We start from the raw sequence: 24,043 nt of genomic DNA, 5'->3' as shown, positions 1-24,043 counted from the left end.
AAGGGGAGATTGCCGTGGACTATGAAACGATACTGGTCGAGAAACGCGATGAGGTGGGTGTCATCACCCTCAACCGCCCCAAGGCGCTCAACGCTCTCAATTCGGTGCTTCTGAAAGAGCTGCGGCACATTCTGTCTTCGTTTTCCGCCGATGATTCCATCGGTGCGATCATTATCACCGGTTCGGAAAAGGCATTTGCGGCAGGCGCCGATATCAAGGAAATGCAGGGGCTGGATTTCGTCGATGCCTATGTCGGCGATTTTCTCGGCGGCTGGGACGAGGTTGCGGCCACCCGCAAGCCGGTCATCGCTGCCGTATCCGGCTTTGCGCTGGGCGGCGGCTGCGAACTGGCGATGATGTGCGATTTCATCATCGCTTCGGAGACGGCAAAATTCGGCCAGCCGGAAATCACCCTCGGCGTCATCCCTGGCATGGGCGGCTCGCAGCGGCTGACACGGGCAGTCGGCAAGGCGAAAGCCATGGATCTGGTTCTGACGGGGCGTATGATGGATGCGGCGGAGGCTGAACGGGCCGGTCTCGTGTCGCGTGTTGTGCCGGCTGCAAATCTCATGGAGGAGGCGGTGGAGGCGGCAACCCGCATCGCTTCCCTGTCGCGTGCTTCCGTTCTCATGGCCAAGGAAAGCGTCAATCGCTCCTTCGAGGTGCCGCTTGCGGAGGGACTGAGATATGAAAGACGATCCTTCCAGTCGCTCTTTGCGACAGTGGATCAGAAGGAGGGCATGGCCGCCTTCGTGGAAAAGCGCAAACCCGCTTTCCGGAATCGCTAAGGATTCGGAATATCGGCGCTTTTAAGCGTTTTGCGCGTTGACGGGCGTAAGCTTTAGCGGTATATGCCCGCCCACGGTTAAGGAAAGCCATCCGGCTTGTCCGAAATTACTCCCGCATTCTTGGGTTACGTGAGGTCTTCGAACGACCCGATCCTATGGTTGCGGAATTTGGTTTGAATTCGAAGAGAGGCATACATGGCCAATACAACTTCGGCGAAAAAGGCGACCCGCAAGATCGCTCGCCGTACCGCAGTCAACAAGGCTCGCCGTTCGCGCGTTCGCGGCTTCATCCGCAAGGTCGAGGAAGCCATCGCTTCCGGTGATCTCGCAGTCGCTACCGAAGCTCTGAAGGCAGCTCAGCCCGAGATCCAGCGCGCCGCCACCCGGGGCGTTCTGCACGGCAACACCGCATCCCGCAAGGTGTCGCGTCTCGCACAGCGCGTTAAGGCTCTTTCCGCCTAATCCGGCTAATCACAAATAATTATTCAAAAAGCCTGGTCTTTTGACCGGGCTTTTTGTGATTCTAACTGCCCGTTAACCATTGCTGCCGTAACGTGACAAACGCGTGTCAGATGGACGACAGGAAATTTGCAATAAAAACAACAGCTTGCTGGAGGTCTCTGGAAAACTCGGGGGCTTTCTCTACGGAAGTCGCGGCTAGTTTTGAGTCAAGAAGATTTTTATTTTTTTGCCAAAATCAGCTCTCAAAAATCGCCAAAATTGAATCTCATTGATTCATAAGCGATTCTGCTTCGCACCTCGTCGGTGATGCAAAACGGCCTTTGCGAGTCAATGGCCGATCTGAGTTTTTGCAGAAAAAACGCCATTGATCTCTCCCCACGATCCTGCCTAAATGCATTTCAACAAGGGGTGCGGATCTCAGTCCACAGATTATCTCGATGATCGTATCGACGATATTCACCTTCTTGCTGGCGGGTCTTTCGGGGTCCGTTTTTTCAGGTCATGGAGCTTTTTGTGCCGTTTCGGTCTCCGGAACGGGCGGGAGTTTTTTGTCCTCAAGAATGCGCCTTTAGGTTGTAACGAAAGGAGCGTTTTAGCGTGTCGCAGGCCTCTCCATGAGGGGGAGGGAAATGGGATAACCGGCTCGCAAACGAGTAGTCGCCTTTGCGTTCTTTCGAGGGGAACGCTGAAGGCAAAAATATACGAGGGGGATCTCTGGCGATCGATCTTTGATCGTCAGGCTATGATTGGCAATTTGAAAGGCGGCAATATGCAACTGAATTTGGCGATGGGTGCGGTGGCTGATGGGGACCGCGCACCAAAGACGCGTGATGCAACTTGCTCAGATGCGGCAGGGGACAAATCGGCAATGACGCACGATGCGCTGTTTGAACGTTTTAGCGCGCGGCTCAAGGCACAGGTTGGTCCGGAGGTCTATGCAAGCTGGTTTGCACGGCTCAAACTCCATTCCGTTTCGAAAAGCGTCGTCCGTTTTACCGTTCCGACGACCTTTCTGAAGTCCTGGATCAACAACCGTTACATGGATCTGATCACGAACCTCGTCCAGAGCGAGGATCCGGATGTGCTGAAGGTGGAGATTCTGGTCCGCTCGGCCAGCCGCCCGGTCCGTCCGGCTCAGACCGAGGAAAGGGCGCAGCCCGTTCCGGAAGTCGGCGCGGTTCAACGTAACAAGTCCTTCATTCCGTCGCAGCCCGCGACGCCTGCCGCGCAGCCTGCGGCTTCGCAGGCGACCCTGCGTCAGGGCGGTTCCGGGCCGTTGTTCGGCTCGCCGCTCGACACACGTTTCACCTTCGATACCTTTGTCGAAGGCTCGTCCAACCGCGTCGCGCTTGCGGCGGCAAAGACGATCGCCGAAGCCGGTGCCGGCGCCGTGCGCTTCAATCCGCTGTTCATTCATGCGGGTGTCGGCCTCGGCAAGACGCATCTTCTGCAGGCCATTGCCAATGCCGCCATCGACAGCCCGCGCAATCCGCGCGTGGTCTATCTGACGGCCGAATATTTCATGTGGCGTTTCGCCACTGCGATCCGCGACAATGATGCGCTGACGCTGAAGGACACGCTGCGCAATATCGACCTGCTCGTCATCGACGACATGCAGTTCCTGCAGGGCAAGATGATCCAGCACGAATTCTGCCATCTGCTGAACATGCTGCTCGACAGCGCCAAGCAGGTCGTGGTCGCGGCTGACCGTGCGCCGTGGGAGCTGGAATCGCTCGATCCGCGTGTCCGTTCCCGTCTTCAGGGCGGCATGGCCATCGAGATCGAAGGTCCCGACTACGATATGCGCTATGAAATGCTCAACCGCCGCCTCGGCTCTGCACGCCAGGACGATCCGTCCTTCGAGATTTCGGATGAAATCCTGACCCATGTGGCCAAGAGCGTGACGGCAAGCGGCCGCGAACTGGAAGGCGCCTTCAACCAGCTGATGTTCCGTCGCTCCTTCGAGCCGAACCTCTCGGTTGATCGTGTCGATGAGCTGCTGTCGCATCTCGTCGGGACGGGTGAGGCCAAGCGTGTACGCATCGAGGATATTCAGCGCATCGTCGCCAAGCACTATAACGTGTCGCGACAGGAGCTGGTGTCCAACCGCCGCACCCGCGTCATCGTCAAGCCGCGCCAGATCGCCATGTATCTGGCAAAGATGCTGACGCCGCGGTCTTTCCCCGAGATCGGTCGCCGTTTCGGCGGTCGCGATCACACCACGGTTCTGCATGCCGTGCGCAAGATCGAGGAACTGATTTCCGGTGACACCAAGCTCGGCCACGAGGTTGAGCTGTTGAAACGCCTGATCAACGAAAACAACGCATGAAAAAAGCGGCCTTCGGGCCGCTTTTTTATTGTCGTCTTGTTTATGGGGCTAAAGCTGGGTGGAGGCTGGCGTCAGCAGGCGAGATCGGCCACCACCGCATCGAGAATGAGCATGCCGGACGGCGTGCAGCGCAGGCGGGAATTGCCGAGCCTCTCCACGAAACCGTGCTGAAGGAGGAATTCCTCCTTTTCCGGGTCGAGATCGCGGCCGGAAAGGTCGCTCCAGCGGGCGAGGTCGATACCTTCGCGCAGGCGAAGGCCCATCAGCAGCAACTCATCGGCCTGCTCGTCGACGCCAAGCAACTCCTGATCGACCATGCCGTGGCCTTCCCGCTCAACGGTTTCGAGCCAGTTTTCCGGGTGGCGCTCGGTGGCGGTTGCGAGCTTGGAAGCGCCTCTCGTCAGGCGTCCATGCGCGCCGGGGCCGATGCCGGCATAATCGCCATAACGCCAGTAGGTCAGGTTGTGGCGGCTTTCAGCCCCCGGCCGGGCATGGTTGGAAACCTCATAGGCAGGCATGCCGTAACGCTCGGTGATTTCCTGCGTCGCTTCATAAAGCACGGCCGAATGTTCGCCATCCGGCACGATCAGCTTGCCGGCCTTGTGCAGCCCGTAGAAGGGCGTGCCTTCCTCGATGGTCAGCTGATAGAGCGACAGATGGTCGACCGCGTAGGAGACAGCCTCTTTCAGCTCGGCGTCCCATTCGGCCACCGTCTGGTTCGGACGGGCATAGATGAGATCGAAGGACATGCGCGGAAAAATCTCCCGCGCCAGCCGGATGGCTTTCAAGGCATCGGCAACATCATGCAGGCGGCCGAGGAACTTCAGGTCCCGGTCGTTCAGCGCCTGCACGCCGAGCGAGACACGGTTGACGCCCGCCGCGCGGTAACCGCGAAACCGTTCCGCCTCGACGCTGGAAGGATTGGCTTCCATGGTGATCTCGATACCATCGGGCACATGCCAGAAGCGCGAGACGCCATCGAGAAGTGCTGCGACCGTCTGCGGGTCCATCAGCGATGGCGTGCCGCCGCCCATGAAGATACTGGTCACGACCCGCGGGCCGCTCAGCGTCCGCATATGTTCCATTTCACGGAGAAAGGCCGCCGTAAACCGTTCCTGATCCACCGGCCGGTGGCGGACATGGCTGTTGAAATCGCAATAGGGACATTTGGCCGCACAGAAGGGCCAATGCAGATAGATCCCGAAACCGGGATCGCCCGTATCCGGCAGAAGCGATGCGCCGGGGGCAGAAAGTTGATGCTCCCCGACCATCGGGTTCATGCCTCCAGGCAGGTTTCTACGAATTTTTTAAACGCACGCGCACGGTGCGAAAGCGCGAAGGCGTCGCCATGTTTCCAGCCGTGTTTTTCATCCGCGCTCATCTCACCGAATGTGGTGTCGTATCCCTCCGGTTTGAAGACCGGATCGTAACCGAAACCGCTCGTTCCGCGCGGCGGCCACACCACCGTGCCTTCCACCTCGCCACGGAAATATTCGAGATGCCCGTCCGGCCAGGCGAGGCACAGCACGCTGACGAAACGGCCCGTGCGATCTTCGGGTTTCGATGCGCCGCGCTCGGCCAGCGCATCCTCGACCTTCTGCATCGCCATGGCGAAATCACGCGTGCCATCGGCCGTTTCCGCCCAATTGGCGGTATAGACACCCGGCGCGCCATCCAGCGCATCAATGACCAGACCGGAATCGTCTGACAAAGCCGGAAGGCCGGATGCCTTTGCGGAGGCAAGCGCCTTGATGGCGGCATTTTCCTCGAAGGTCGTACCCGTCTCATCCGGCTCTTCGAAATTCAGCTCTGCCGCCGATTTGGCGGAGAAGCCGAAAGGCCCGATCAGATCGGCGATTTCGGCGATCTTGCCCTTGTTGTGGCTGGCGACGACGATCGTTCTGGTATCGAGCTTGCGCATGGTGCTTTCCTGTCGGCTCAGGCGATTGCCTGTTTCTGAAGGGCGACCAGTTCGCCGCAACCGGCCTTGGCAAGACCGAGCAGCGTCAGGAATTCTTCCTCGGAGAAGGGCGCGCCTTCCGCCGTGCCCTGAACCTCGACGATGCCGCCGGAGCCGGTGATGACGAAATTTGCATCGGTCTCGGCCGACGAATCCTCGAGATAATCGAGATCGATCACCGGCTGGTTGGCGAAGATACCGCAGGAGATCGCGGCGATATGGTCCTTCAGAACCTTCTCGACCTTGATCATGTTGCGGGTTTCCATCCATTTCAGGCAATCGTGGAGCGCAATCCATGCGCCGGTGATGGAGGCGGTGCGGGTGCCGCCATCGGCCTGGATCACGTCGCAGTCGATGCTGATCTGGCGCTCGCCGAGCGCCTGCAGATCGACGACGGCGCGCAGCGAACGGCCGATGAGGCGCTGAATTTCCTGCGTTCGGCCGCCCTGCTTGCCGGAAGCGGCCTCGCGCTTCATGCGCTCATGGGTGGAGCGCGGCAGCATGCCGTATTCGGCGGTGACCCAGCCCTTGCCGCTGTTGCGCAGCCACGGCGGCGTCTTTTCTTCAAGGCTTGCGGTGACGAGCACATGCGTGTCGCCGAATTTCACGAGACAGGAACCTTCGGCATGTTTCGAGAAATTGCGCTCGAAGGAAACCTTGCGCATCTGGTCGGTTTTTCTGCCTGAAGGCCGCATATGATCCACTCTCCATGTTGGTCCCTGCCTTCTAAGACGAGGTCCGGGCTTTTGCAAAGCCAATTTCCATTTTGCCCCGGCGTTGCAACGCATTATATTGATGCAAGCTGGTTTGAACGACAAAGAACGGACGAAATGGGTTTTTCCGCACCGCTATCAAAAGATCAGGCATCGCTGCTGGATGAACGGTCTCGGGAAATTTTCCGGCGCATCGTCGAAGGCTATCTCGATACGGGCGAGCCGCTCGGATCGCGCAGCCTGTCGCGGCTGTTGCCGATGTCGCTTTCACCCGCCTCCGTTCGCAATGTCATGAGCGATCTCGAAGAGCTCGGCCTCATCTATTCGCCGCATATCAGCGCCGGTCGCCTGCCGACCCAGACGGGGCTGCGCTTCTTTGTTGACGCCTTCATGCAGGTGGGTGATCTGCCCGCCGAGGAAAGGGCGACTATCGACCGTCAGATCGGGCCGGTCGCCGGTCACGAACAGTCGCTGGAAGGGCTGCTGACGGAGGCGAGCCGCATGCTGTCCGGCATGTCGCGCGGCGCCGGCCTCGTATTGACGGCGAAGAACGACGTCATCCTCAAGCATGTCGAATTCATAAGGCTGGAACCCACCAAGGCGCTCGCCGTGCTGGTGGGCGACCACAATCAGGTCGAAAACCGCATCATCGAGCTGCCGGCCGGCATTTCCTCGTCGCAATTGACCGAAGCGGCGAATTTCATCAATGCTCATCTCTCCGGTCAGACGCTGCATGAGTTGCGCGGTCAGTTCCAGACGCAGCGGGCGGAGCTGCAATCGGAACTTGGTATATTGGCGCAGGACCTCGTGGAGCGTGGTCTTGCGGTATGGGCGGGAGACAATGAGGAGGGCAAGCTCGGCCGTCTCATCGTTCGCGGTCGCTCCAACCTGCTCGAAGGTCTCGCCGGTGAGGAAGATATCGATCGGGTGCGCCTGCTGTTCGATGACCTGGAGCGCAAGGAAAACCTCATTGAAATCCTCAATCTCGCGGAAAGCGGCTCGGGTGTCAGGATTTTCATCGGCTCGGAAAACAAGCTGTTTTCGCTGTCCGGTTCGTCGCTGATCGTCGCGCCCTATCGTGATGAGGACAATCGTGTCGTGGGTGCGGTCGGCGTCATTGGCCCAACCCGGCTGAATTACGCCCGTATCGTGCCGATGGTGGACTACACGGCGCAGATCATGGCCCGCCTTTCCCGCAAGCAGAGATAGGACAAACCCGCAAGGTCAGGGAATGCGGCAAGCTTTTCGCCGCAAGCCTTGATTTTTGCCCGTCAAAGCTCGATATCGGGCGCAACCAACATATTCAAATCTGGAGAACGTCATGACCGACGATACAAAAAAGCCCGGACCTGACGCGGACGTCGCCGAAGAGTTTGTCGAACCCGCGCTCGCCGGGGAAGAGCCGATTGACGCTGCCGAACCCGATCCGGTCGAGCTGCTGAAGGCTGAAAATGCCGACCTGCGTGACAAGTTCCTGCGCCTTGCAGCCGAAATGGACAATCTTCGTCGTCGCACGGAGCGCGATGTCAAGGATGCGAAAGCCTATTCGCTCGCGGGTTTCGCGCGCGATATGCTCGCCGTTTCCGATAATCTTCGCCGCGCGCTTGAAGCCATTCCCGATGAACTCAAGACCAATGGCGAAGCCGGTCTCAATGGTTTGATCGAGGGCGTCGAGATGACGGAACGTTCGATGCTGTCGACGCTGGAACGTCACGGCGTGAAGAAGATCGATGCCGAAGGCCAGAAGTTCGACCCGAATTTCCATCAGGCCATGTTCGAAATTCCGAATCCGGCGGTTCCGAACAATACCGTGCTGCAGGTGGTTCAGGCCGGTTTCACCATCGGCGACCGCGTCCTGCGCCCGGCAATGGTCGGCGTCGCCAAGGGCGGCCCGAAGGCGGAAGTTGCCGCATCGGCCGAGCCGGGCACCTCGTCTCTCAATGAAAAGGACGCGTAAGGCATCTGTTCTTACGTCATAAAAAACGCGCCTTCAGGGCGCGTTTTTTATTGCCGTTAAACTGAGGGAATTAGCCCGCGATCAGGCCGCCGTCGCCTGCTCCTGATTGAGGAAAGCGTAGATTGCGGTGTCGGAATCGGTGGCGCGCAGCTTGGCGACCAGTTCAGGGTCGCGCAGGGCGCGTGCAATTCTGGACAAGGCCTTCAGGTGATCCGCGCCGGCGCCCTCGGGCGCGAGCAGCAGGAAAACCAGATCGACCGGCTGGTCGTCCAGCGCTTCGAAATCGACCGGTGTTTCAAGACGTGCGAAGACGCCGGTGATCTGGTGGATGCTGTTGAGCTTGCCATGCGGAATGGCGATGCCGTGGCCCACACCGGTGGAGCCGAGTTTCTCACGCTGGAGGATGACGTCGAAAACTTCCCGTTCCGAGACTCCGGTAATTCTGGCTGCCTTTGCGGCCAGCTCCTGAAGCAACTGCTTTTTGGAATTCACCTTGAGGGCGGGAATAATCGCATCTTGTTGCAGCAAATCTGCCAACGCCATTCTCTTTTTCCTTCATGCCATCGAGACGATGCAGGAGGCAGCTACGCTTTCGCGCTCTGCCTCCCACGTCTTGTCAGACTGTTCAGCTCTTGATCGTTTCCGCGTCGATCCAGCCAATATTGCCGTCATGACGCCGGTAAACGATGTTGAGATATTCCTTGCCCGGGCTGCGGAACAGCAGAACCGGTTCGTCCGTCATGTCGAGCGCCATCACGGCGCTGGCGACGGACATTGTCTTAATCTGTTTCGAACTCTCCGCTACGATGGTGGGTGCGTAATCTTCAGGAACCTCGTGGTCCTCATCGGGAATAGCATCCATCACCGTATAGGCGATTTCCTGCGACACGCCATTCGCACCATTGTGGTGGTCCTTAAGCTTGCGCTTGTAGCGGCGCAGGCGCTTCTCGATCCGCTCTGCGGCGGCATCGAAGCTCGCCTGCGGATCATTTGCCTGACCCGCGGCATGCAATACAACGCCGGTATCGAGATGCAGCTTGCAGTCCGCGGCAAAACGCGATCCGGACTTCTCCACGGTCACCTGGCCTGAATACCCCCCATCGAAGTATTTGGTAACCGCCAGACCTATATTGTCCTCGATCCGCTGACGGAAAGATTCACCGATCTCCATATGTTTACCAGATACACGCACACTCATGGAAATTTTCCTTTTTGTAGTGATTTGCGAGTACCAGCTTACGTCAAGCCGCGCGCGCATCCAAGCGTTTCGAAGACCTTAAAAAGCCCTCATTCGAATTTTACGCCCATGGACGGTGGAGATGAATCCGTTACAAATGACCTTGCTTACGTGTGCGGCGGGCTTCTAGCCCTTGCCGTGGCAAGAGTCAATGGTGCGGCAAAAAACCGCCATAAACGTGATCGCGGCCGCCGCTCAGAAGGCGGACAGCTTGGCCAGCGCCTTCTTTTCCCGACGTCTCTGCACGGAGGAGGGGATGTTCATCGCCTCGCGATATTTGGCGACGGTGCGGCGGGCGATATCGATACCGCTCTTTTTCAGATTGTCGACGATATCATCGTCTGAAAGAACCGCCTCGGCGGCCTCCTGCGCGATCATGGCCTTGATGCGGTGGCGCACCGCTTCCGCCGAATGGCTGTCTCCGCCTTCCACGGCGCTGATCGACACGCTGAAGAAATATTTCAGCTCGAACAGACCGCGCGGCGTCAGCATGTATTTTTTCGATGTCACCCGGCTGACGGTGGATTCGTGCATCTTGATGGCGTCGGCCACCGTCTTGAGGTTGAGCGGGCGCAGATGATCCACGCCATTCACGAGAAAGGCGTCCTGCTGGCGCACGATTTCCGTCGCCACCTTCATGATCGTCCGGGCGCGCTGGTCGAGGCTGCGGGTCAACCAATGCGCCGTCTGCATGCACTCAGTCAGGAAATCCTGATCCTCGCCTGCACGCGCCTTGTGTTTCGACACCTCTGCGAAATAACTCTGGTTGATAAGCACGCGCGGCAGCGTCTCGGGATTGATTTCCACCAGCCAGCCGCCGGTGGAGGAGGGACGAACGATAATATCGGGAACGATGGTTTCGGACACCATCGAATCGTAGCCTGCGCCCGGGCGGGGATTGAGCGTGCGGATTTCCGCCAGCATGTCGAGGAGGTCTTCCTCATCGACGCCACAGATTTTTTTCAAGGAGGCGAAGTCGCGTTTCGCAAGAAGTTCCAGATTGTCGACGAAAGCCCGCATGGCCGGGTCGAGCCGGTCCTTCTGGGCAAGCTGGATCGACAGACATTCGCTTAAAGAACGGGAAAATACACCCGGTGGGTCGAAGCCCTGAAGTGTCTTCAGAACGTGCTCGACCGCTGATGGGGCCGCTCCCAGCCGTTCGGCGACATCATCGACGGCATCCGCCGCAATATAGCCGGTCTCGTCAAGCTGGCCGATCAGCGCATCGGCGATCATCCGGTCCTCGGCGGCGGATATGGCGAGCGGCAGTTGCTGATTGAGATGGTCGCCGAGGCTCTGTCTGGCCGCGACGAAATCGTCGAGATCGTAACTTTCCCCCGACTCCTGGCCGGGCATGGATTTCCATTGGCCGGCCAGTTCGGGCGCATCGGCCTTTCGGGGCTCGGCATCGTCGGGAAAGACGTTTTCGAAGCTGGTGTCCAGTTGCTCGCCGAGATTTGCGGCGCGATCACCATACCAGTCGTCGCTGTCGGGCGTCACCGTGGCGGATCTCTCCGAGCCTTCGCCGTCCGCGTCACCGAAACTCTCAGTCTCTGCCGGGGCATCGCTGCTCAAATCGCCATCGTTTGCCGCAATTTCCAGCAGCGGATTGCGCTCCACCTCCTGCGCGATGAACTGCGTCAGCTCGAAATGCGTCATCTGAAGCAGCTGGATGGACTGCATCAGTTGCGGTGTCATTACGAGAGACTGGTTTTGACGCAGCAAAAGGCTGGCAGACAATGCCATGGCGGACGCGAAACTCCCCTTACAGCTTCTCCGTCGCCTGATTTTCCAGAAATTTTACTGAGACGACGGAACTTGGCCCAAAAATTGCTTTTTTATCTTGTTTGGTCAAGCGTCAGGGTGGGGCGCGATGAAGAATCTTTCGCGCCCAGGCGTTTAAAGGCTAAAATTATTGCCGAGATAGAGACGGCGTACATCCGGATTGTTGACGATATCGTCCGGACGTCCATGCGTCAGAACCTCGCCGGCATGGATGATGTACGCGCGGTCGATGAGACCGAGCGTTTCACGGACATTGTGGTCGGTCACGAGAACGCCGATGCCGCGCGCTGTCAGGTGTCTCACCAGATTCTGAATATCGCTGACCGAAATCGGATCGACGCCCGCGAAAGGTTCGTCGAGCAGCATGAAGGTTGGATCGGTCGCGAGTGCGCGCGCAATTTCCAGACGCCGCCGCTCACCACCCGAAAGCGCCACGGCAGGGGACTTTCGCAGTTGCGCGATATGAAACTCTTCCAGCAGCTCATCGAGCTTGCGGTTGCGCTTGGCAGCGTCCGGCTCATGCACTTCCAGCACGGCGCGGATGTTTTCCTCGACCGTCAAGCCCCGGAAGATCGATGCTTCCTGCGGAAGATAACCGACACCGAGACGCGCGCGTCGATACATCGGCATGGTGGTGACATCATTGCCGTTGATGGCGATCTTGCCGGTATCCACGGGCACCAGGCCCGTGATCATGTAAAAACAGGTGGTTTTGCCCGCACCGTTCGGGCCGAGCAGTCCCACGGCCTCGCCACGGCGTACGACCAGCGAAACCCCGTTGACGACACGGCGCGTATTATAGGTCTTCGTCAGGCCATGCGCGATCAGCGTGCCCTGATAGGGGGTCTTGTCCGCCGGCGAGGCCGCGTCCGCGGATCGGCTGCGCCCGCCGCCGAATATCTTTGAGATCGAGGGTATCTTCACGAGGAAAGACTACTGTTTTTTCTGCGATTTCGGATCGAGCATGATCCGGACAGGGCCGCCGCAGCTTTCCAGCTTGGCCTGTCCTGTATTCATCAGGACGGTGAGCTTGCAGCCCGTGAAGACATTCGTGCCTTCGGACAGCACGACCTGCTTGCCGGTCAGAATGAAGGTCTGCGCCGCCATGTCGAATTCGCCGTGATCGGCCGTCGCCTTCTGGGTCTCGGACGTCAGATAGACATTATTGTCGACGAAGATTTTTTCGATATTGGCGTCACCGCTGGTGAGCGAAGAACCCTCGCCCTTGTAATTCACGGTCATCTTGCCGGCCTGAAGGGTGGTCGTTCCCTGCACCACTTTCACATTGCCGGTGAAATAGGCCTTGCGCTCCTGATCGCGAATCTCGAGCTGGTCGCTTTCAATCGCGATCGGCTGGTCGCCGGAAAGCTTGACGCCCTGCATGTTGCTGGTGGTGTTCTGGGCGAAAGCCACAGTTGCAAGACACGAAAAGACAAGGCCTGCGGCTGCAAGGCCGGCGGATTTGCCAAGGGAAACGGGACGGGAAATTTGCATCATCTGGACCGGGCTCTCACTTGCCTTCATTCTTGATATTGGATGCAGCGATACGTGCCCGTACCTGCCCCGAAAATGTAATTGTCTTGCCATTATCGGCGATGTCAATCGATTGCGCAACAATCGAGCCGTCGTTTGTTTTGATCGAAACCGGCTCCTGGCTGCTCATTTTCCCGGCCTTCAGATCGACATCCGCAGACTGGAACTTCGCTTGTATGCCATTGCTGAGATTGATGTCAAAAGGGGCGGTCATCTTCAGCTTGTTGGTCGCCCGGTCGAAAATGCCTTCCTGGGCGATCACCTGCGCGACGCTGTCGTTTACCGGCACTGCCGCCAGAACCTTCTCAAGCGTCATGAGATTGGGGTTGGCGATGTCCTGCAACGCACGGTCGGCGTTCATGGAATAATCGATCCCCTTCTCGTTGCGGCCGGCAACAGCGGGTTTTTCCATCACGATCTTGCCGTCTTCAATTCGTGCGCTCTCAAGAGAAACCTCGTCGGGCGCCCAGGTGCGGATAACCGAAACAGCGATGAAGGCGAGCGAAATGATTGCCGCGCCGAGCGGCAGAATGATTTTCAGCCGCTTCACGCGCGCAGAATGCCGCAGCGCGGTGTCATAAGCGCCGTTCTGGTCATTGGGCAGCGAAAATGCTGGCGCGGGTTCGCGGAGTCTTTCGAGCATAAGAGTGGGTCCGGAATGCTTCTAGGGCGCCATTCTGGCGCACAATCGAAGCTTGTGTCTCTATCTAAATGTCTTTGGCATGAGTGCTTTGTCCTGCCAATATGGTTTTTGTCTGGAGAGGTGCAAGGGAAATGCGAATTTTATCGTAATTCTGGTTTCCTTATTGTTTCCTTGCGGCTTCGCGTTAGAAGAACCATATGGCCTGAAGCGCAAAACCGGATGACAGAGGTTTTTATGGATAATATGGCGATAGCGGATCGCAGGCGGTTGCGCCGCAAGCTGACTTTCTGGCGGATTGCCGCCGTTCTCCTGCTTGTCGCCGGCGCTTTCGGTCTTTACCGGTTCTTATGGGATGGACCGCAACAAAGTGCGAAGCCCCATATTGCCCGCGTCGAGGTTTCCGGCCTGATCACCGACAATACCGAACTTCTCGAGCGGCTCGACAAGATCGCCAAGAGCGAGAATGTCAAAGGGCTGATCGTGTCGATTTCCTCGCCAGGCGGCACCACCTATGGCGGTGAGCGCATCTTCAAGGCCATTCGAGGCGTCGCGGAAAAGAAGCCGGTCGTCTCGGATGTGCGCACGCTCGCCGCTTCCGCAGGTTATATGATCGCATCGGCAGGCGATGTCATCGTTGCCGGCGAGACCTCGATCACCGGCTCGATCGGCGTGATCTTCCAGTATCCCCAGCTTGGCCCGTTGATGGAAAAGCTCGGCGTTTCGCTGCAGGAAATCAAGTCGTCGCCGATGAAGGCGGAGCCTTCGCCGTTCCACGAGGCGCCGGAAGAAGCGAAGACGATGATCCGCGCGATGGTGATGGACAGCTATGGCTGGTTCGTCGACCTTGTGGCCGATCGTCGCAAGCTGCCGCGCGAAGACGTGCTGAAACTGGCGGATGGATCGATTTTCACCGGCAGGCAGGCGCTCGCCAACAAGCTGGTTGATACCCTGGGCGGCGAAAAGGAAATTCGCAGCTATTTCGAAACACGCGGTGTTGCCAAGGATCTGCCGATCGTCGAATGGCGCGCGCCGTCATCCCGTTCGCCTTTTGCGCTTTTCAGTGTTGCGCAAATAGCGAAGTTTCTGGGATATGACGATTTAATTCCCTTCGCAGGCCCCGGCCAGCTCGGTACGGACAAGTTGTTTCTTGACGGTCTTGTTTCCGTTTGGCAGGTTGAGCCGCGTTAAAAATCCAATTCTTTCAGGGGGCAACCGTGATCAAGTCTGAACTGGTGCAGATCGTTGCTGCGCGTAACCCGCACCTTTATCACCGTGACGTGGAAAACATCGTCAATGCGGTGCTGGATGAAATCACCGACGCCCTGGCGGCAGGAAATCGTGTCGAGCTTCGTGGTTTCGGCGCATTTTCGGTGAAAAACCGTCCGTCGCGTTCCGGTAGGAACCCGCGCACGGGTGAATCGGTTTTCGTCGAGGAAAAATGGGTGCCTTTCTTCAAGACGGGCAAGGAACTGCGCGAGCGCCTGAACCCCGGCATGGGTGACGAAGAGGACGATTGATCGTCCTCACTGCCCGCGCCGGAAACGGAGCTAGCGGAGCCCCGCAGCGATGGAGTATTCTCGGATGTCGAAAAAAATCATCAACCTCATCATCCTGCTTCCGCTGGCGATTATCCTCGTCATCCTGTGCGTGGCCAACCGCCAGTCCGTGACGCTGGCGCTCAATCCGTTCCGACCGGAAGATGGCGTTCTGTCCTTCACCGCGCCGTTTTTCGTATTCCTGTTTCTGGCGGTCATTTTCGGTGTGCTGCTGGGATCGGCGGCCACATGGTTCGCCCAGGGCAAACATCGCAAACGCGCCCGCATCGAGGCGAAGGAAGCCGTTCGCTGGCATGACGAAGCGAACCGGCAGAAAGCCGCTGCGACAGGCCATCTTCCAAATGCCGGACAACTCCCCGCAAAGTGATGTAGCCGACATTCGTTCCGGCTCTAGGCGAGCGGCGCGTGGAATGCTATTTGCTGCGCCATAAGACGCGGGCAGAAGCGGAAAGATTTCCATTGAAGAAAAAAGACAGTCGGCCGGGCAATCGTGCACGTGCCGGGAGCGAGAAAAAACAGGTTCATGCCGCAAAGCCGGCACGACGGGCGGAAGTGGCACCGAAAAAGCGCGAGCCGGACGCTGTCCGCAGCGCGCCAAAACCTGCGCCGAGGGAAAAGGTTACTCCGGCGACAGCCGTTGAGCAGGTGCCTGCGCGACCGCTCAAGCCCCGCACCGGCGACCGTCCCGCTGAACAGGTTCCGGTTATTCTGGAATCGAGCGGTGCTGGCGATTTTCACCTGATCGACAGCGGTAACGGCCTGAAGCTCGAACAATACGGCGAATATCGCGTCGTCCGTCCCGAGGCGCAGGCGCTGTGGCAACCGTCGGTTCCCGACCGTGTATGGCAGAATGCCGACGCCGTCTTTACCGGCGATACCGATGAAGACGGCATGGGCCGCTGGCGCTTTCCGAAGGTGGCGCTCGGCGAAACCTGGCCCCTTTCCCTGCTCGGCATCGAATTTCTCGGCCGCTTCACGGCCTTTCGTCACGTCGGCGTCTTTCCGGAACAGATCGTGCATTGGGAATGGCTGAAACATGCCATCGAAACGGCCGACCGTCCGCTGAAAGTGCTGAACCTCTTCGGGTACACCGGCGTCGCGTCGCTGGTCGCGGCGGCCGCAGGCGCTGAAGTCACCCATGTCGATGCCTCCAAGAAGGCGATTGGCTGGGCCAAGGAAAATCAGGCGCTCGCCGGGCTCGAGCAGGCGCCCATCCGCTGGATCTGCGAAGACGCGATGAAGTTCATTCAGCGTGAGGAACGCCGCGGCAGCACCTACGATATCATCCTCACCGATCCGCCGAAATTCGGCCGAGGCACCCATGGCGAAGTCTGGCAATTATTCGACCATCTGCCGCTGATGCTGGATATCTGCCGGGAAATCCTGTCGCCCAAGGCGCTTGGCCTTGTGCTGACGGCCTATTCGATCAGGGCCAGCTTCTATTCGATGCATGAACTGATGCGTGAAACCATGCGCGGCGCCGGTGGTGTCGTCGCGTCCGGCGAACTCGTCATTCGCGAGGCCGGGCTTGATGGCAAGACGCCGGGCCGCGTGCTTTCCACATCGCTGTTCAGCCGCTGGGAGCCGAAATGACGAAAGATATGCGCGAAAACACCACGCGCCGGGTTGGCCAGGTCAAGGAAGTGACCAGCCTTGCCAATCCCATCATCAAGGATATCAAGGCGCTCACCCAGAAAAAGGGCAGGGAAGAGACCGGCACCTTCATGGCGGAAGGCCTGAAGCTGGTCATCGACGCGCTCGAACTCGGCTGGACGATCAAGACACTGGTTTACGCAAAGGCCGCCAAGGGCAAGTCGCTGGTGGAGCAGGCGGCGGTGAAGACGGTCGCATCGGGCGGACTGGTGCTCGAAGTCAGCGAAAAAGTTATCGCCTCGATCACCCGCCGCGACAATCCGCAGATGGTCGTCGGCATTTTCGAGCAGAAATGGAAGCCGCTGAAGGATATCCGCCCGGAAAAGGGCGAGACCTATATCGCGCTCGACCGGGTTCGCGATCCCGGCAATCTCGGCACCATCATCCGCACGGCGGATGCGGCGGGTGCTTCGGGCGTCATTCTTGTCGGCGACTGCACCGATCCGTTTTCGCTGGAAACAGTGCGCGCCACCATGGGTTCGGTCTTCGCCACCCCCGTCGCCCGCGCGTCGGTCGAGGAATTCCTGGCCTGGAAAAAATCGGCGCAGGTCAGCGTTGTCGCCACCCATCTCGCCGGCTCGGTGGATTATCGGAAGATCGACTATGCCGGAAGGCCGGTCGTGCTCCTGATGGGCAATGAGCAATCCGGCCTGCCGCCGGAACTCGCCGGCAAGGCCGACCAGCTCGCGCGCATTCCCCAGCAGGGCCGCGCCGACAGCCTCAATCTCGCCATCGCAACCGCCGTCATGCTGTTTGAAGCACGGCGACATCTCCTCGAACTCGCACCGGTGACGTAATGGCCAAAGCGGCTTTGTTCTCGAAATTCGGCCCGGCTTTCGCGCTGATCGTCGCCGCACTGGTGCTGGACCAGATCGTCAAGCAGTTGGTCGAAGCCTATCTGCCGTTGCGGGAGATGGTTCCCGTTGCCCCGTTCCTGGCGCTTTATCGCACCTATAATCTCGGCGTGGCCTTTTCGATGCTGGAGGATATGCATGGCTGGTTCATTGTCAGCATGCGGCTCATCATCGTCGTCTTCGTCTTGTGGCTGTGGCGCAAGACGGCGGCGGACCGCACCTTTGCCCATCTCGGTTTTGCCTTCATCATCGCGGGTGCAGCCGGCAATCTGCTCGACCGTTTTTTTTATGGACATGTCATCGACTATATCCTGTTTCATACGCAGACATGGTCTTTCGCGGTCTTCAATCTGGCTGACAGTTTCATAACCATCGGCGCAGCCTGCGTCATCCTCGACGAGTTTTTGCACGCCCGGACGGCTAAAAAGTAAAATTTTAGGGTTTCAGCCAAACATATCAAAACCGCTGCCGTGGTAGCGGTTGCCTATGAGCGAACTGGCAAGACTTCGGCAAAAAGTTTCAGATGAGCTGGGCCTGGCCGCCACGGCGGCGCAGCCGGCGGATCGTGTCGAGACAACAACGCACCATGCGGATGAAGAACATGCGACCGATACCAGGTCAATTGCGCTCTATGTCGCCGCGTCGTTATCGGTCGGGGCTTTTTCCGCAGCCCTGATCGCGCTTGCTGTGCCCTATGCGGTTACCGTTGCGCTGGCGACCTTCTTTGGCGCCGTGCTCGTCGGTGTCCTGCTCTATGCACTCTTTGATGAATCTTTCCATCAGCCCACCGTGCGGGCTGCAGATTCCGATCTTCGGCTGCGGCAAACGCAAAACCGCTCGCTGATTGCCGAAATGCAGGAATCCATGGGCGATATCGTCGTGATCCGCGACATGAACCGGCGCATTGTCGAGGCGAACCGCGTCTTTCGTGAAATGACCGGCTGTGCGGCGCCCGAAGGGCTGAGCTGCGAGGAAATCGGCATCGCTTTCCGTCCGGGCGAAAAGGTCCATGCCTATGATGTGGAGATCGCGACCCCGTTCGGTCAGCGCATCTTTTCCTGGCATGATGTCGTGACCCGCGATCTGGTAAGCAGCCGTCTTCTCATCAGCAGCATTGCCCGGGATGTGACCGAGGAGCGGCTTGCGCTGGCCGAAAGGGAAGACGCCCGGCAGCGCGCCGAAAAGGCCGATGCCGAAAAGGCGCGGCTGCTTGCCACGGTAAGCCATGAAATCCGCCTGCCGCTTTCCGGTATGCTGGGCATGAACCATCTTCTGTCGCAGACGAGGCTCAACGAGGAGCAGCGAAATTATCTCGATGGCATGCGGCAGTCCGGCCAGTCGCTGGTGCAGCTTGTCGAGGATCTGCTGGATTATTCGACCATGGAGGCCGGCCGCTTCAGGCTCAATCCGCGCGCGGAAAACCTGCGCCGGCTGATCGAGAGCATCGTGGAGATGCTGGCCCATCGCGCCCATGAAAAAGGCATAGAAATTACCTCCTTCGTTGCGCCGAATGTGCCCGATCATCTCGATTTCGACCCGGCGAGGCTACGTCAGGTCCTCTTCAATCTCCTCGGCAATGCCGTCAAATTCACGCAGGAAGGCGGCGTCGTCATCCGGGCGCGCATGGCCGACGACGAATTGCACATTGCCGTCGAGGATACCGGCCCGGGCATGAGCCGGGCGGAGCAGGCCCGTATTTTCGGGGAATTCGAGCAGGCGGGCCCGTTGTCGCAGCGAAGCGCCGGCACGGGCCTTGGGCTTGCGATCTCCGCCCGTATCGTGCGGGAATTCGGCGGCCGCCTCACGGTTTCGAGCCGCAAGGGCAAGGGCAGCACTTTCAAACTGGCATTTCGCCCGGCGGGCGCCCCGGCCGAAATGGCGGATCCGGCAAGGCGTCATTGTCTGCGGCATACAAATGTCCTGCTCATCGCACCGAAGGGCGTGGCGGCGGCGGTGACGATGGAGGCGATCGAGGCTTTCGGCGGTCAATGCACTCTCATCCATCAGCCTGAAGATCTGGAAAAGCTGAGGAGGGGTTCTGCCACGCGAGCGGCCGACCTTACCGATATCATCGTCGACCGGCGCATTTCGCCGCTTTTCAGGGACGCCCTGAAGGATTGGCCGCAACAGAATGTCCGCCGCACGCTGCTGGTCAGCCCCGAAGAGCGGCCGTCGACCATGCATGTGGCCTTCGACGCCTGGTTGATCCGGCCATTGCGGGAAAAATCCCTGATCGACGTCCTGTGCGGCCGTCTGCGCGGCATTGAGCGACGCGACGCCATCAACGACAACCACCCGGATGTGGGATTTTCCTCGCGGGTGGCGGAAGGGGCGAGCGGTATCGAGATACTCGTGGCCGAAGACGATGCCGTCAATCAGCGCATCATCCGCGCCGTTCTGGAAAAAAGCGGCTATATCGTCCGCGCTGTCGAGGACTTTGAGGCGTTGCGGCAATCTGTGGAGCCGGGCGCATCCCGCTTGCCTGACCTCATCGTCTCCGATCTCAACATGCCGGGCGGCGAGGGGCTCGATGTGCTTCCCGACCTTCTCCATATGCTGAAGGGCGAAAGAAATATTCCCGTCATCGTGCTCAGCGCAGATGCGAGTGACGCAACCGCCGAAATCCTGCTTGGGGCCGGTGTCGGTGCGGTTTTGACCAAGCCTGCCGACCCGCGACGGCTGGTTGAGGAAATTCGCCGTCTGCTGGAGGCGAAACGCCTGTCGCTATCATAACTTGACAGACTCGCGCTGGCGGCATTTTGTCACTATTCTGTCGTCAATTAGTGATTTATGACAGGAAAATTCTTTGGTGGCGGAGCGATTCCCCATGGTTGCCGAAATCCTCAATCACGACATTTGTGAAAACAATGTTGTCATTAATCCTCGTCCCGAGGCAGCTCAGGACAATGAGGGTCTTTTCGGCCGTATCGGCACGCTGGAAACACGGCTCGCCAGAAATGAACGCGAGATCGATGCCGCGCAATCCGTGCGTTACCGGGTTTTCGTCGAGGAAATGAAGGCGAGGCTTCCCGCGGAAGCCATGCGCCGCAAGCGCGACATCGATGCCTGGGACAGCGTCTGCGACCATCTGCTCGTGCTCGACAAGGCGATCGAAGGCGACAGCGAAGACCAGATCGTCGGCACCTATCGCCTGCTGCGGCAGGAAATCGCGCTTGCCAATAACGGTTTTTATTCCGCCAGCGAATTCGACATCGCCGGTCTCGTTGCGCGCCATCCGGGCAAGCGCTTCATGGAGCTTGGCCGTTCCTGCGTGCTGCCCGAATATCGCACCAAGCGCACCGTTGAGCTTCTGTGGCAGGGCAACTGGGCCTATGCCGTGAAACATCGCATGGACGCGATGATCGGCTGCGCCTCCTTCCCCGGCGTGCAGCCTGAAGCCCACGCGCTTGCCCTGTCTTTCCTGCACCATAATTGCGTGGCCAAGGGCGAGTGGGAAGCTTCCGCCCTTCCTGAGCTTTACCATGAGATGGATCTCGTCCCGGCCGAAGCGCTGAACGCCCGCAAGGCGCTGAACGCCATGCCGCCGCTGATCAAGGGCTATATGCGCCTCGGCGCCATGTTCGGCTCCGGCGCGGTCGTGGACCATGCCTTCAACACCACAGACGTCCTCGTGGTCCTGCCGGTTTCGTCCATCGCCGGTCGCTATATCAGCTATTACGGCGGCGAGGCCGAGCGCATCAACGGCTGACCGGGTTTTGGCGCAGCCGCGCGGGATGTTCCTGTGGGCAGCGTCCCGCGCGTGTTGTGTTGAGGTGGAGATTGCCGCTAGTGTCGGCGCTCCTTTTCCGCAACACGATATGACATCGGCAGGCCATTGACGGACGTTCTGACAACCGCTTCCCTGATCTCGGAAGAGAGCCGCGCGACGGCCACTCCGATGATGGAGCAATATATCGAGATCAAGGCGAACAATCCCGGTTCGCTGCTGTTCTACCGCATGGGCGATTTTTACGAATTGTTCTTCGACGATGCGGTTGAGGCTTCCCGTGCTCTCGGCATCACGCTGACGAAACGCGGCCAGCATATGGGGCACGATATCCCCATGTGCGGCGTTCCCGTCCATGCGGCAGATGATTATCTCCAGAAACTCATCCTGCGCGGTTATCGCGTCGCCGTCTGCGAACAGGTGGAAGATCCGGCGGAAGCCAAGAAGCGCGGATCGAAATCCGTGGTCAAGCGTGATGTGGTGCGGCTTGTCACGCCCGGCACGCTGACCGAGGAAAAACTGCTGTCGCCGACGGAATCCAACTATCTGATGGCGCTTGCCCGCATTCGCGGCAGTGCCGAGGCGCAGTTTGCGCTCGCCTGGATCGATATTTCCACCGGCGTTTTCCGTCTGGCGGAAACCACGCTGACGCGGCTGCTCGCCGATATCTGGCGCATCGATCCGCGCGAACTGATCGTCGCCGACAGCCTGTTCCATGACGAGGAACTGCGGCCGGTCTTCGATGTGCTTGGCCGCGTGGCGGTGCCGCAGCCGGCGATCCTCTTCGACAGCGCCACGGCGGAAGGGCGCATCGCCCGTTATTTCAACGTCTCGACACTGGATGGTTTCGGCACCTTTTCGCGGGTGGAAATGGCGGCCGCCGCCGCAGCCGTCGCCTATGTCGAAAAGACCCAGATCGCCGAGCGCCCGCCGCTTGGCGCACCGGAGCGCGAAAGTGCCGCCTCCACACTTTTCATCGACCCCGCCACCCGCGCCAATCTGGAGCTGGTGAAGACGCTGTCCGGTGAAAGAGACGGATCGCTGCTGCACGCCCTGAACCGCACGGTAACAGGCGGTGGTGCGCGGCTTCTGGCCGAGCGACTGATGTCGCCCCTGACCGACCCGGAAAAGATCAACGCCCGCCTCGATGCCGTGGCCTATCTCATCGATGACGTCTCGCTGTGTGATGGCCTGCGTGATGCTCTGAAACAGGTTGCCGATATGCCGCGTGCGCTCTCCCGCCTTGCGCTGGAGCGCGGCGGCCCGCGCGATCTCGGTGCCATCAGGCAGGGGCTGGCTTCGGCCGAAAGCATCGCCGCGATTCTGGATCAGGGATTGTTGCCGGATGAGCTGGCGGCGGCGCTCGCGGATTTGAAAGCCTTGCCCGGCGGTCTCGAAGCCATGCTCGGCTCGATGCTTGCCGACGATCTGCCGCTTCTGAAGCGTGATGGCGGTTTCCTGCGAGAAGGCGCCAATCCCGAACTCGACGAGGTGCGGGCGCTGCGCGACCAGTCACGCCGGGTGATTGCCGGGCTGCAACTGAAATATGCCGATGAGACCGGCATCAAGTCGCTCAAGATCAAGCACAACAATGTGCTGGGTTATTTCATCGAGGTGACAGCTGGCAATGCCGATGTGATGACGGCGACGGACGAGGCCAAGGCGCGCTTTATCCACCGTCAGACCATGGCGGGCGCCATGCGCTTCACCACCACCGAGCTTGCCGATCTCGAAAGCCGCATCGCCAATGCCGCCGCGCAGGCTTTGACCATGGAACTGGAAGCCTTCGAGCGCATGGTCAAGGCTGTGGTGCAGCAGGCGGAAGCGATAAAGGCCGGCGCGCTGGCGCTGGCGGTGATCGATGTCGCCTCGAGCCTTGCCTATCTCGCCACCGAACAGGCCTATTGCCGACCGATCGTCGATGCTTCCATGACCTTTGCGATCAAAGGGGGGAGGCATCCGGTGGTGGAGCAGGCGCTGCGGCGGCAGTCGGCCGGACCCTTCATCGCCAACAACTGCGATCTGTCGGCCGTCAATGGCGGCAAGAACGGCGCGATCTGGTTGCTCACCGGCCCCAATATGGGCGGTAAATCGACCTTCCTGCGCCAGAATGCGCTGATCGCCATCCTCGCGCAGATCGGCTCCTTCGTTCCGGCGGAAGCCGCCCATATCGGTGTCGTCGACCGGCTGTTTTCCCGTGTCGGCGCATCGGACGATCTGGCGCGCGGCCGCTCGACCTTCATGGTGGAAATGGTGGAAACCGCCGCCATTCTCAATCAGGCGACGGATCGTTCGCTGGTCATTCTGGACGAGATCGGCCGTGGCACGGCGACCTTTGACGGTCTTTCCATCGCCTGGGCGGCGGTGGAGCATCTGCACGAGGTCAATCGTTGCCGTGGTCTCTTCGCCACCCATTTCCACGAATTGACCGTGCTGTCGGAAAAACTCGGCCGCCTTTCCAATGCCACGATGCGGGTGAAGGAGTGGGAAGGTGACGTCATCTTCCTGCACGAAGTCGGACCGGGCGCTGCGGATCGTTCCTACGGTATTCAGGTGGCGCGGCTTGCGGGCCTGCCTGCCTCGGTGGTGGAGCGCGCCCGCGAGGTGCTGACGAAGCTCGAAGATGCCGACCGCAAGAACCCGGCGAGCCAGCTGATCGACGACCTGCCGCTGTTCCAGATAGCGGTTCGCCGCGAGGAAACCCGCAAGGCCGGACCGTCGAAGCTGGAGGAAGCTCTGAAAGGCTTCAACCCCGACGAAATGACGCCGCGTGAGGCATTGGACGCGCTCTATGCGTTGAAGAAAGAACTTGGCAAGGCTTGAGGGGATAGATTGCCTGTCCATCG

At 59.5% G+C, this 24,043-nt stretch carries 23 protein-coding genes; 14 read left to right on the top strand and 9 right to left on the bottom strand.

Going from position 1 to position 24,043, the window contains the following annotated elements; all coding sequences use genetic code 11:
- The first annotated feature begins 14 nt into the window (after positions 1-14).
- From ACIK7D_RS06585 to dnaA, 3 genes are all read left to right on the top strand, one after another.
- The gene (locus ACIK7D_RS06585) at positions 15-788 is read left to right on the top strand and encodes an enoyl-CoA hydratase (RefSeq protein ID WP_400155890.1); all 774 of its coding nucleotides are present in this window, start codon (positions 15-17) and stop codon (positions 786-788) included.
- Between the two features lie 195 nt (positions 789-983).
- Entirely contained in the window at positions 984-1,250 is a 267-nt protein-coding gene (gene rpsT / locus ACIK7D_RS06580; RefSeq protein ID WP_003493474.1) for a 30S ribosomal protein S20, read from the top strand.
- Between the two features lie 868 nt (positions 1,251-2,118).
- Positions 2,119-3,579 (top strand): chromosomal replication initiator protein DnaA, encoded by a 1,461-nt coding sequence (dnaA, locus tag ACIK7D_RS06575; protein WP_003520091.1) that lies wholly within the window; start codon positions 2,119-2,121, stop codon positions 3,577-3,579.
- A 71-nt stretch (positions 3,580-3,650) separates the two neighbouring features.
- Here dnaA and hemW read toward each other — a convergent pair whose 3' ends face one another.
- Genes hemW through rph form a run of 3 tightly spaced genes read right to left on the bottom strand, consistent with a single transcriptional unit; the run spans position 3,651 to position 6,234 of the window.
- Positions 3,651-4,850 (bottom strand): radical SAM family heme chaperone HemW, encoded by a 1,200-nt coding sequence (gene hemW / locus ACIK7D_RS06570; RefSeq protein ID WP_059759503.1) that lies wholly within the window; start codon positions 4,848-4,850, stop codon positions 3,651-3,653.
- A gap of 5 nt (positions 4,851-4,855) precedes the next feature.
- A complete protein-coding gene (rdgB, locus tag ACIK7D_RS06565; protein WP_003520089.1) occupies positions 4,856-5,500 on the bottom strand; it encodes an RdgB/HAM1 family non-canonical purine NTP pyrophosphatase in 645 nt (214 codons plus the stop codon).
- A gap of 17 nt (positions 5,501-5,517) precedes the next feature.
- Positions 5,518-6,234 (bottom strand): ribonuclease PH, encoded by a 717-nt coding sequence (gene rph / locus ACIK7D_RS06560; protein WP_080818085.1) that lies wholly within the window; start codon positions 6,232-6,234, stop codon positions 5,518-5,520.
- Between the two features lie 135 nt (positions 6,235-6,369).
- On the opposite strand from rph, the gene hrcA reads away from it, so the two are divergent.
- Both hrcA and grpE read left to right on the top strand, forming a co-directional pair.
- On the top strand, positions 6,370-7,461 hold the full coding sequence (gene hrcA, locus ACIK7D_RS06555; protein ID WP_020811203.1) for a heat-inducible transcriptional repressor HrcA: 1,092 nt from the start codon (positions 6,370-6,372) through the stop codon (positions 7,459-7,461).
- 112 nt (positions 7,462-7,573) lie between these two features.
- Complete coding sequence (gene grpE, locus ACIK7D_RS06550) at positions 7,574-8,209, top strand: nucleotide exchange factor GrpE (RefSeq protein WP_080852756.1); 636 nt, start codon at positions 7,574-7,576, stop codon at positions 8,207-8,209.
- An 81-nt stretch (positions 8,210-8,290) separates the two neighbouring features.
- Here the strand turns inward: grpE and ptsN are convergent, their stop codons facing one another.
- The 6 genes from ptsN to lptC form a co-directional block, all read right to left on the bottom strand.
- Complete coding sequence (ptsN, locus tag ACIK7D_RS06545) at positions 8,291-8,752, bottom strand: PTS IIA-like nitrogen regulatory protein PtsN (protein WP_003503792.1); 462 nt, start codon at positions 8,750-8,752, stop codon at positions 8,291-8,293.
- Between the two features lie 82 nt (positions 8,753-8,834).
- A complete protein-coding gene (hpf, locus tag ACIK7D_RS06540) occupies positions 8,835-9,407 on the bottom strand; it encodes a ribosome hibernation-promoting factor, HPF/YfiA family (protein WP_003520085.1) in 573 nt (190 codons plus the stop codon).
- Between the two features lie 234 nt (positions 9,408-9,641).
- Positions 9,642-11,192, bottom strand: a complete 1,551-nt coding sequence (gene rpoN, locus ACIK7D_RS06535) for an RNA polymerase factor sigma-54 (protein ID WP_400155889.1) — start codon at positions 11,190-11,192, stop codon at positions 9,642-9,644.
- A gap of 153 nt (positions 11,193-11,345) precedes the next feature.
- Positions 11,346-12,155 (bottom strand): LPS export ABC transporter ATP-binding protein, encoded by an 810-nt coding sequence (gene lptB, locus ACIK7D_RS06530; RefSeq protein ID WP_003520083.1) that lies wholly within the window; start codon positions 12,153-12,155, stop codon positions 11,346-11,348.
- A 9-nt stretch (positions 12,156-12,164) separates the two neighbouring features.
- Positions 12,165-12,728, bottom strand: a complete 564-nt coding sequence (locus tag ACIK7D_RS06525; RefSeq protein ID WP_003503784.1) for an LptA/OstA family protein — start codon at positions 12,726-12,728, stop codon at positions 12,165-12,167.
- Between the two features lie 13 nt (positions 12,729-12,741).
- Positions 12,742-13,407: an LPS export ABC transporter periplasmic protein LptC gene (gene lptC / locus ACIK7D_RS06520; RefSeq protein ID WP_059759327.1), complete on the bottom strand. Its 666-nt coding sequence runs from the start codon at positions 13,405-13,407 to the stop codon at positions 12,742-12,744.
- A gap of 234 nt (positions 13,408-13,641) precedes the next feature.
- Between lptC and sppA the strand changes: the two genes are divergently transcribed.
- The 9 genes from sppA to mutS all read left to right on the top strand — a co-directional run bounded on the left by sppA (position 13,642) and on the right by mutS (position 24,020).
- Complete coding sequence (gene sppA, locus ACIK7D_RS06515) at positions 13,642-14,595, top strand: signal peptide peptidase SppA (protein WP_080818837.1); 954 nt, start codon at positions 13,642-13,644, stop codon at positions 14,593-14,595.
- A 2-nt stretch (positions 14,596-14,597) separates the two neighbouring features.
- Positions 14,598-14,924: an integration host factor subunit beta gene (locus ACIK7D_RS06510; RefSeq protein WP_219256707.1), complete on the top strand. Its 327-nt coding sequence runs from the start codon at positions 14,598-14,600 to the stop codon at positions 14,922-14,924.
- A gap of 64 nt (positions 14,925-14,988) precedes the next feature.
- Positions 14,989-15,330, top strand: a complete 342-nt coding sequence (locus tag ACIK7D_RS06505; RefSeq protein WP_003520079.1) for a LapA family protein — start codon at positions 14,989-14,991, stop codon at positions 15,328-15,330.
- A 92-nt stretch (positions 15,331-15,422) separates the two neighbouring features.
- Positions 15,423-16,556, top strand: coding sequence for a class I SAM-dependent methyltransferase (locus ACIK7D_RS06500; protein ID WP_400155888.1), 1,134 nt, complete (start codon positions 15,423-15,425; stop codon positions 16,554-16,556).
- Positions 16,553-17,413 carry a TrmH family RNA methyltransferase gene (locus tag ACIK7D_RS06495; RefSeq protein ID WP_400155887.1) on the top strand — a complete coding sequence of 287 codons (861 nt, stop codon included), beginning with the start codon at positions 16,553-16,555 and terminating at the stop codon, positions 17,411-17,413. The genes ACIK7D_RS06500 and ACIK7D_RS06495 overlap by 4 nt, the downstream gene beginning before the upstream one ends.
- A complete protein-coding gene (lspA, locus tag ACIK7D_RS06490; protein WP_400155886.1) occupies positions 17,413-17,901 on the top strand; it encodes a signal peptidase II in 489 nt (162 codons plus the stop codon). The genes ACIK7D_RS06495 and lspA overlap by 1 nt, the downstream gene beginning before the upstream one ends.
- A gap of 55 nt (positions 17,902-17,956) precedes the next feature.
- The gene (locus ACIK7D_RS06485; RefSeq protein ID WP_400155885.1) at positions 17,957-20,203 is read left to right on the top strand and encodes a hybrid sensor histidine kinase/response regulator; all 2,247 of its coding nucleotides are present in this window, start codon (positions 17,957-17,959) and stop codon (positions 20,201-20,203) included.
- A gap of 94 nt (positions 20,204-20,297) precedes the next feature.
- Positions 20,298-21,179, top strand: coding sequence for a GNAT family N-acetyltransferase (locus tag ACIK7D_RS06480; RefSeq protein ID WP_003520073.1), 882 nt, complete (start codon positions 20,298-20,300; stop codon positions 21,177-21,179).
- 126 nt (positions 21,180-21,305) lie between these two features.
- Positions 21,306-24,020, top strand: a complete 2,715-nt coding sequence (mutS, locus tag ACIK7D_RS06475) for a DNA mismatch repair protein MutS (RefSeq protein ID WP_170985781.1) — start codon at positions 21,306-21,308, stop codon at positions 24,018-24,020.
- The last annotated feature ends 23 nt before the right edge of the window (positions 24,021-24,043 follow it).

The sequence above is a fragment of the Agrobacterium sp. P15N1-A genome, from assembly GCF_044626815.1.
Classification (GTDB): Bacteria; Pseudomonadota; Alphaproteobacteria; order Rhizobiales; family Rhizobiaceae; genus Agrobacterium; species Agrobacterium leguminum.
This window is presented reverse-complemented; position numbering and strand designations above follow the sequence as displayed.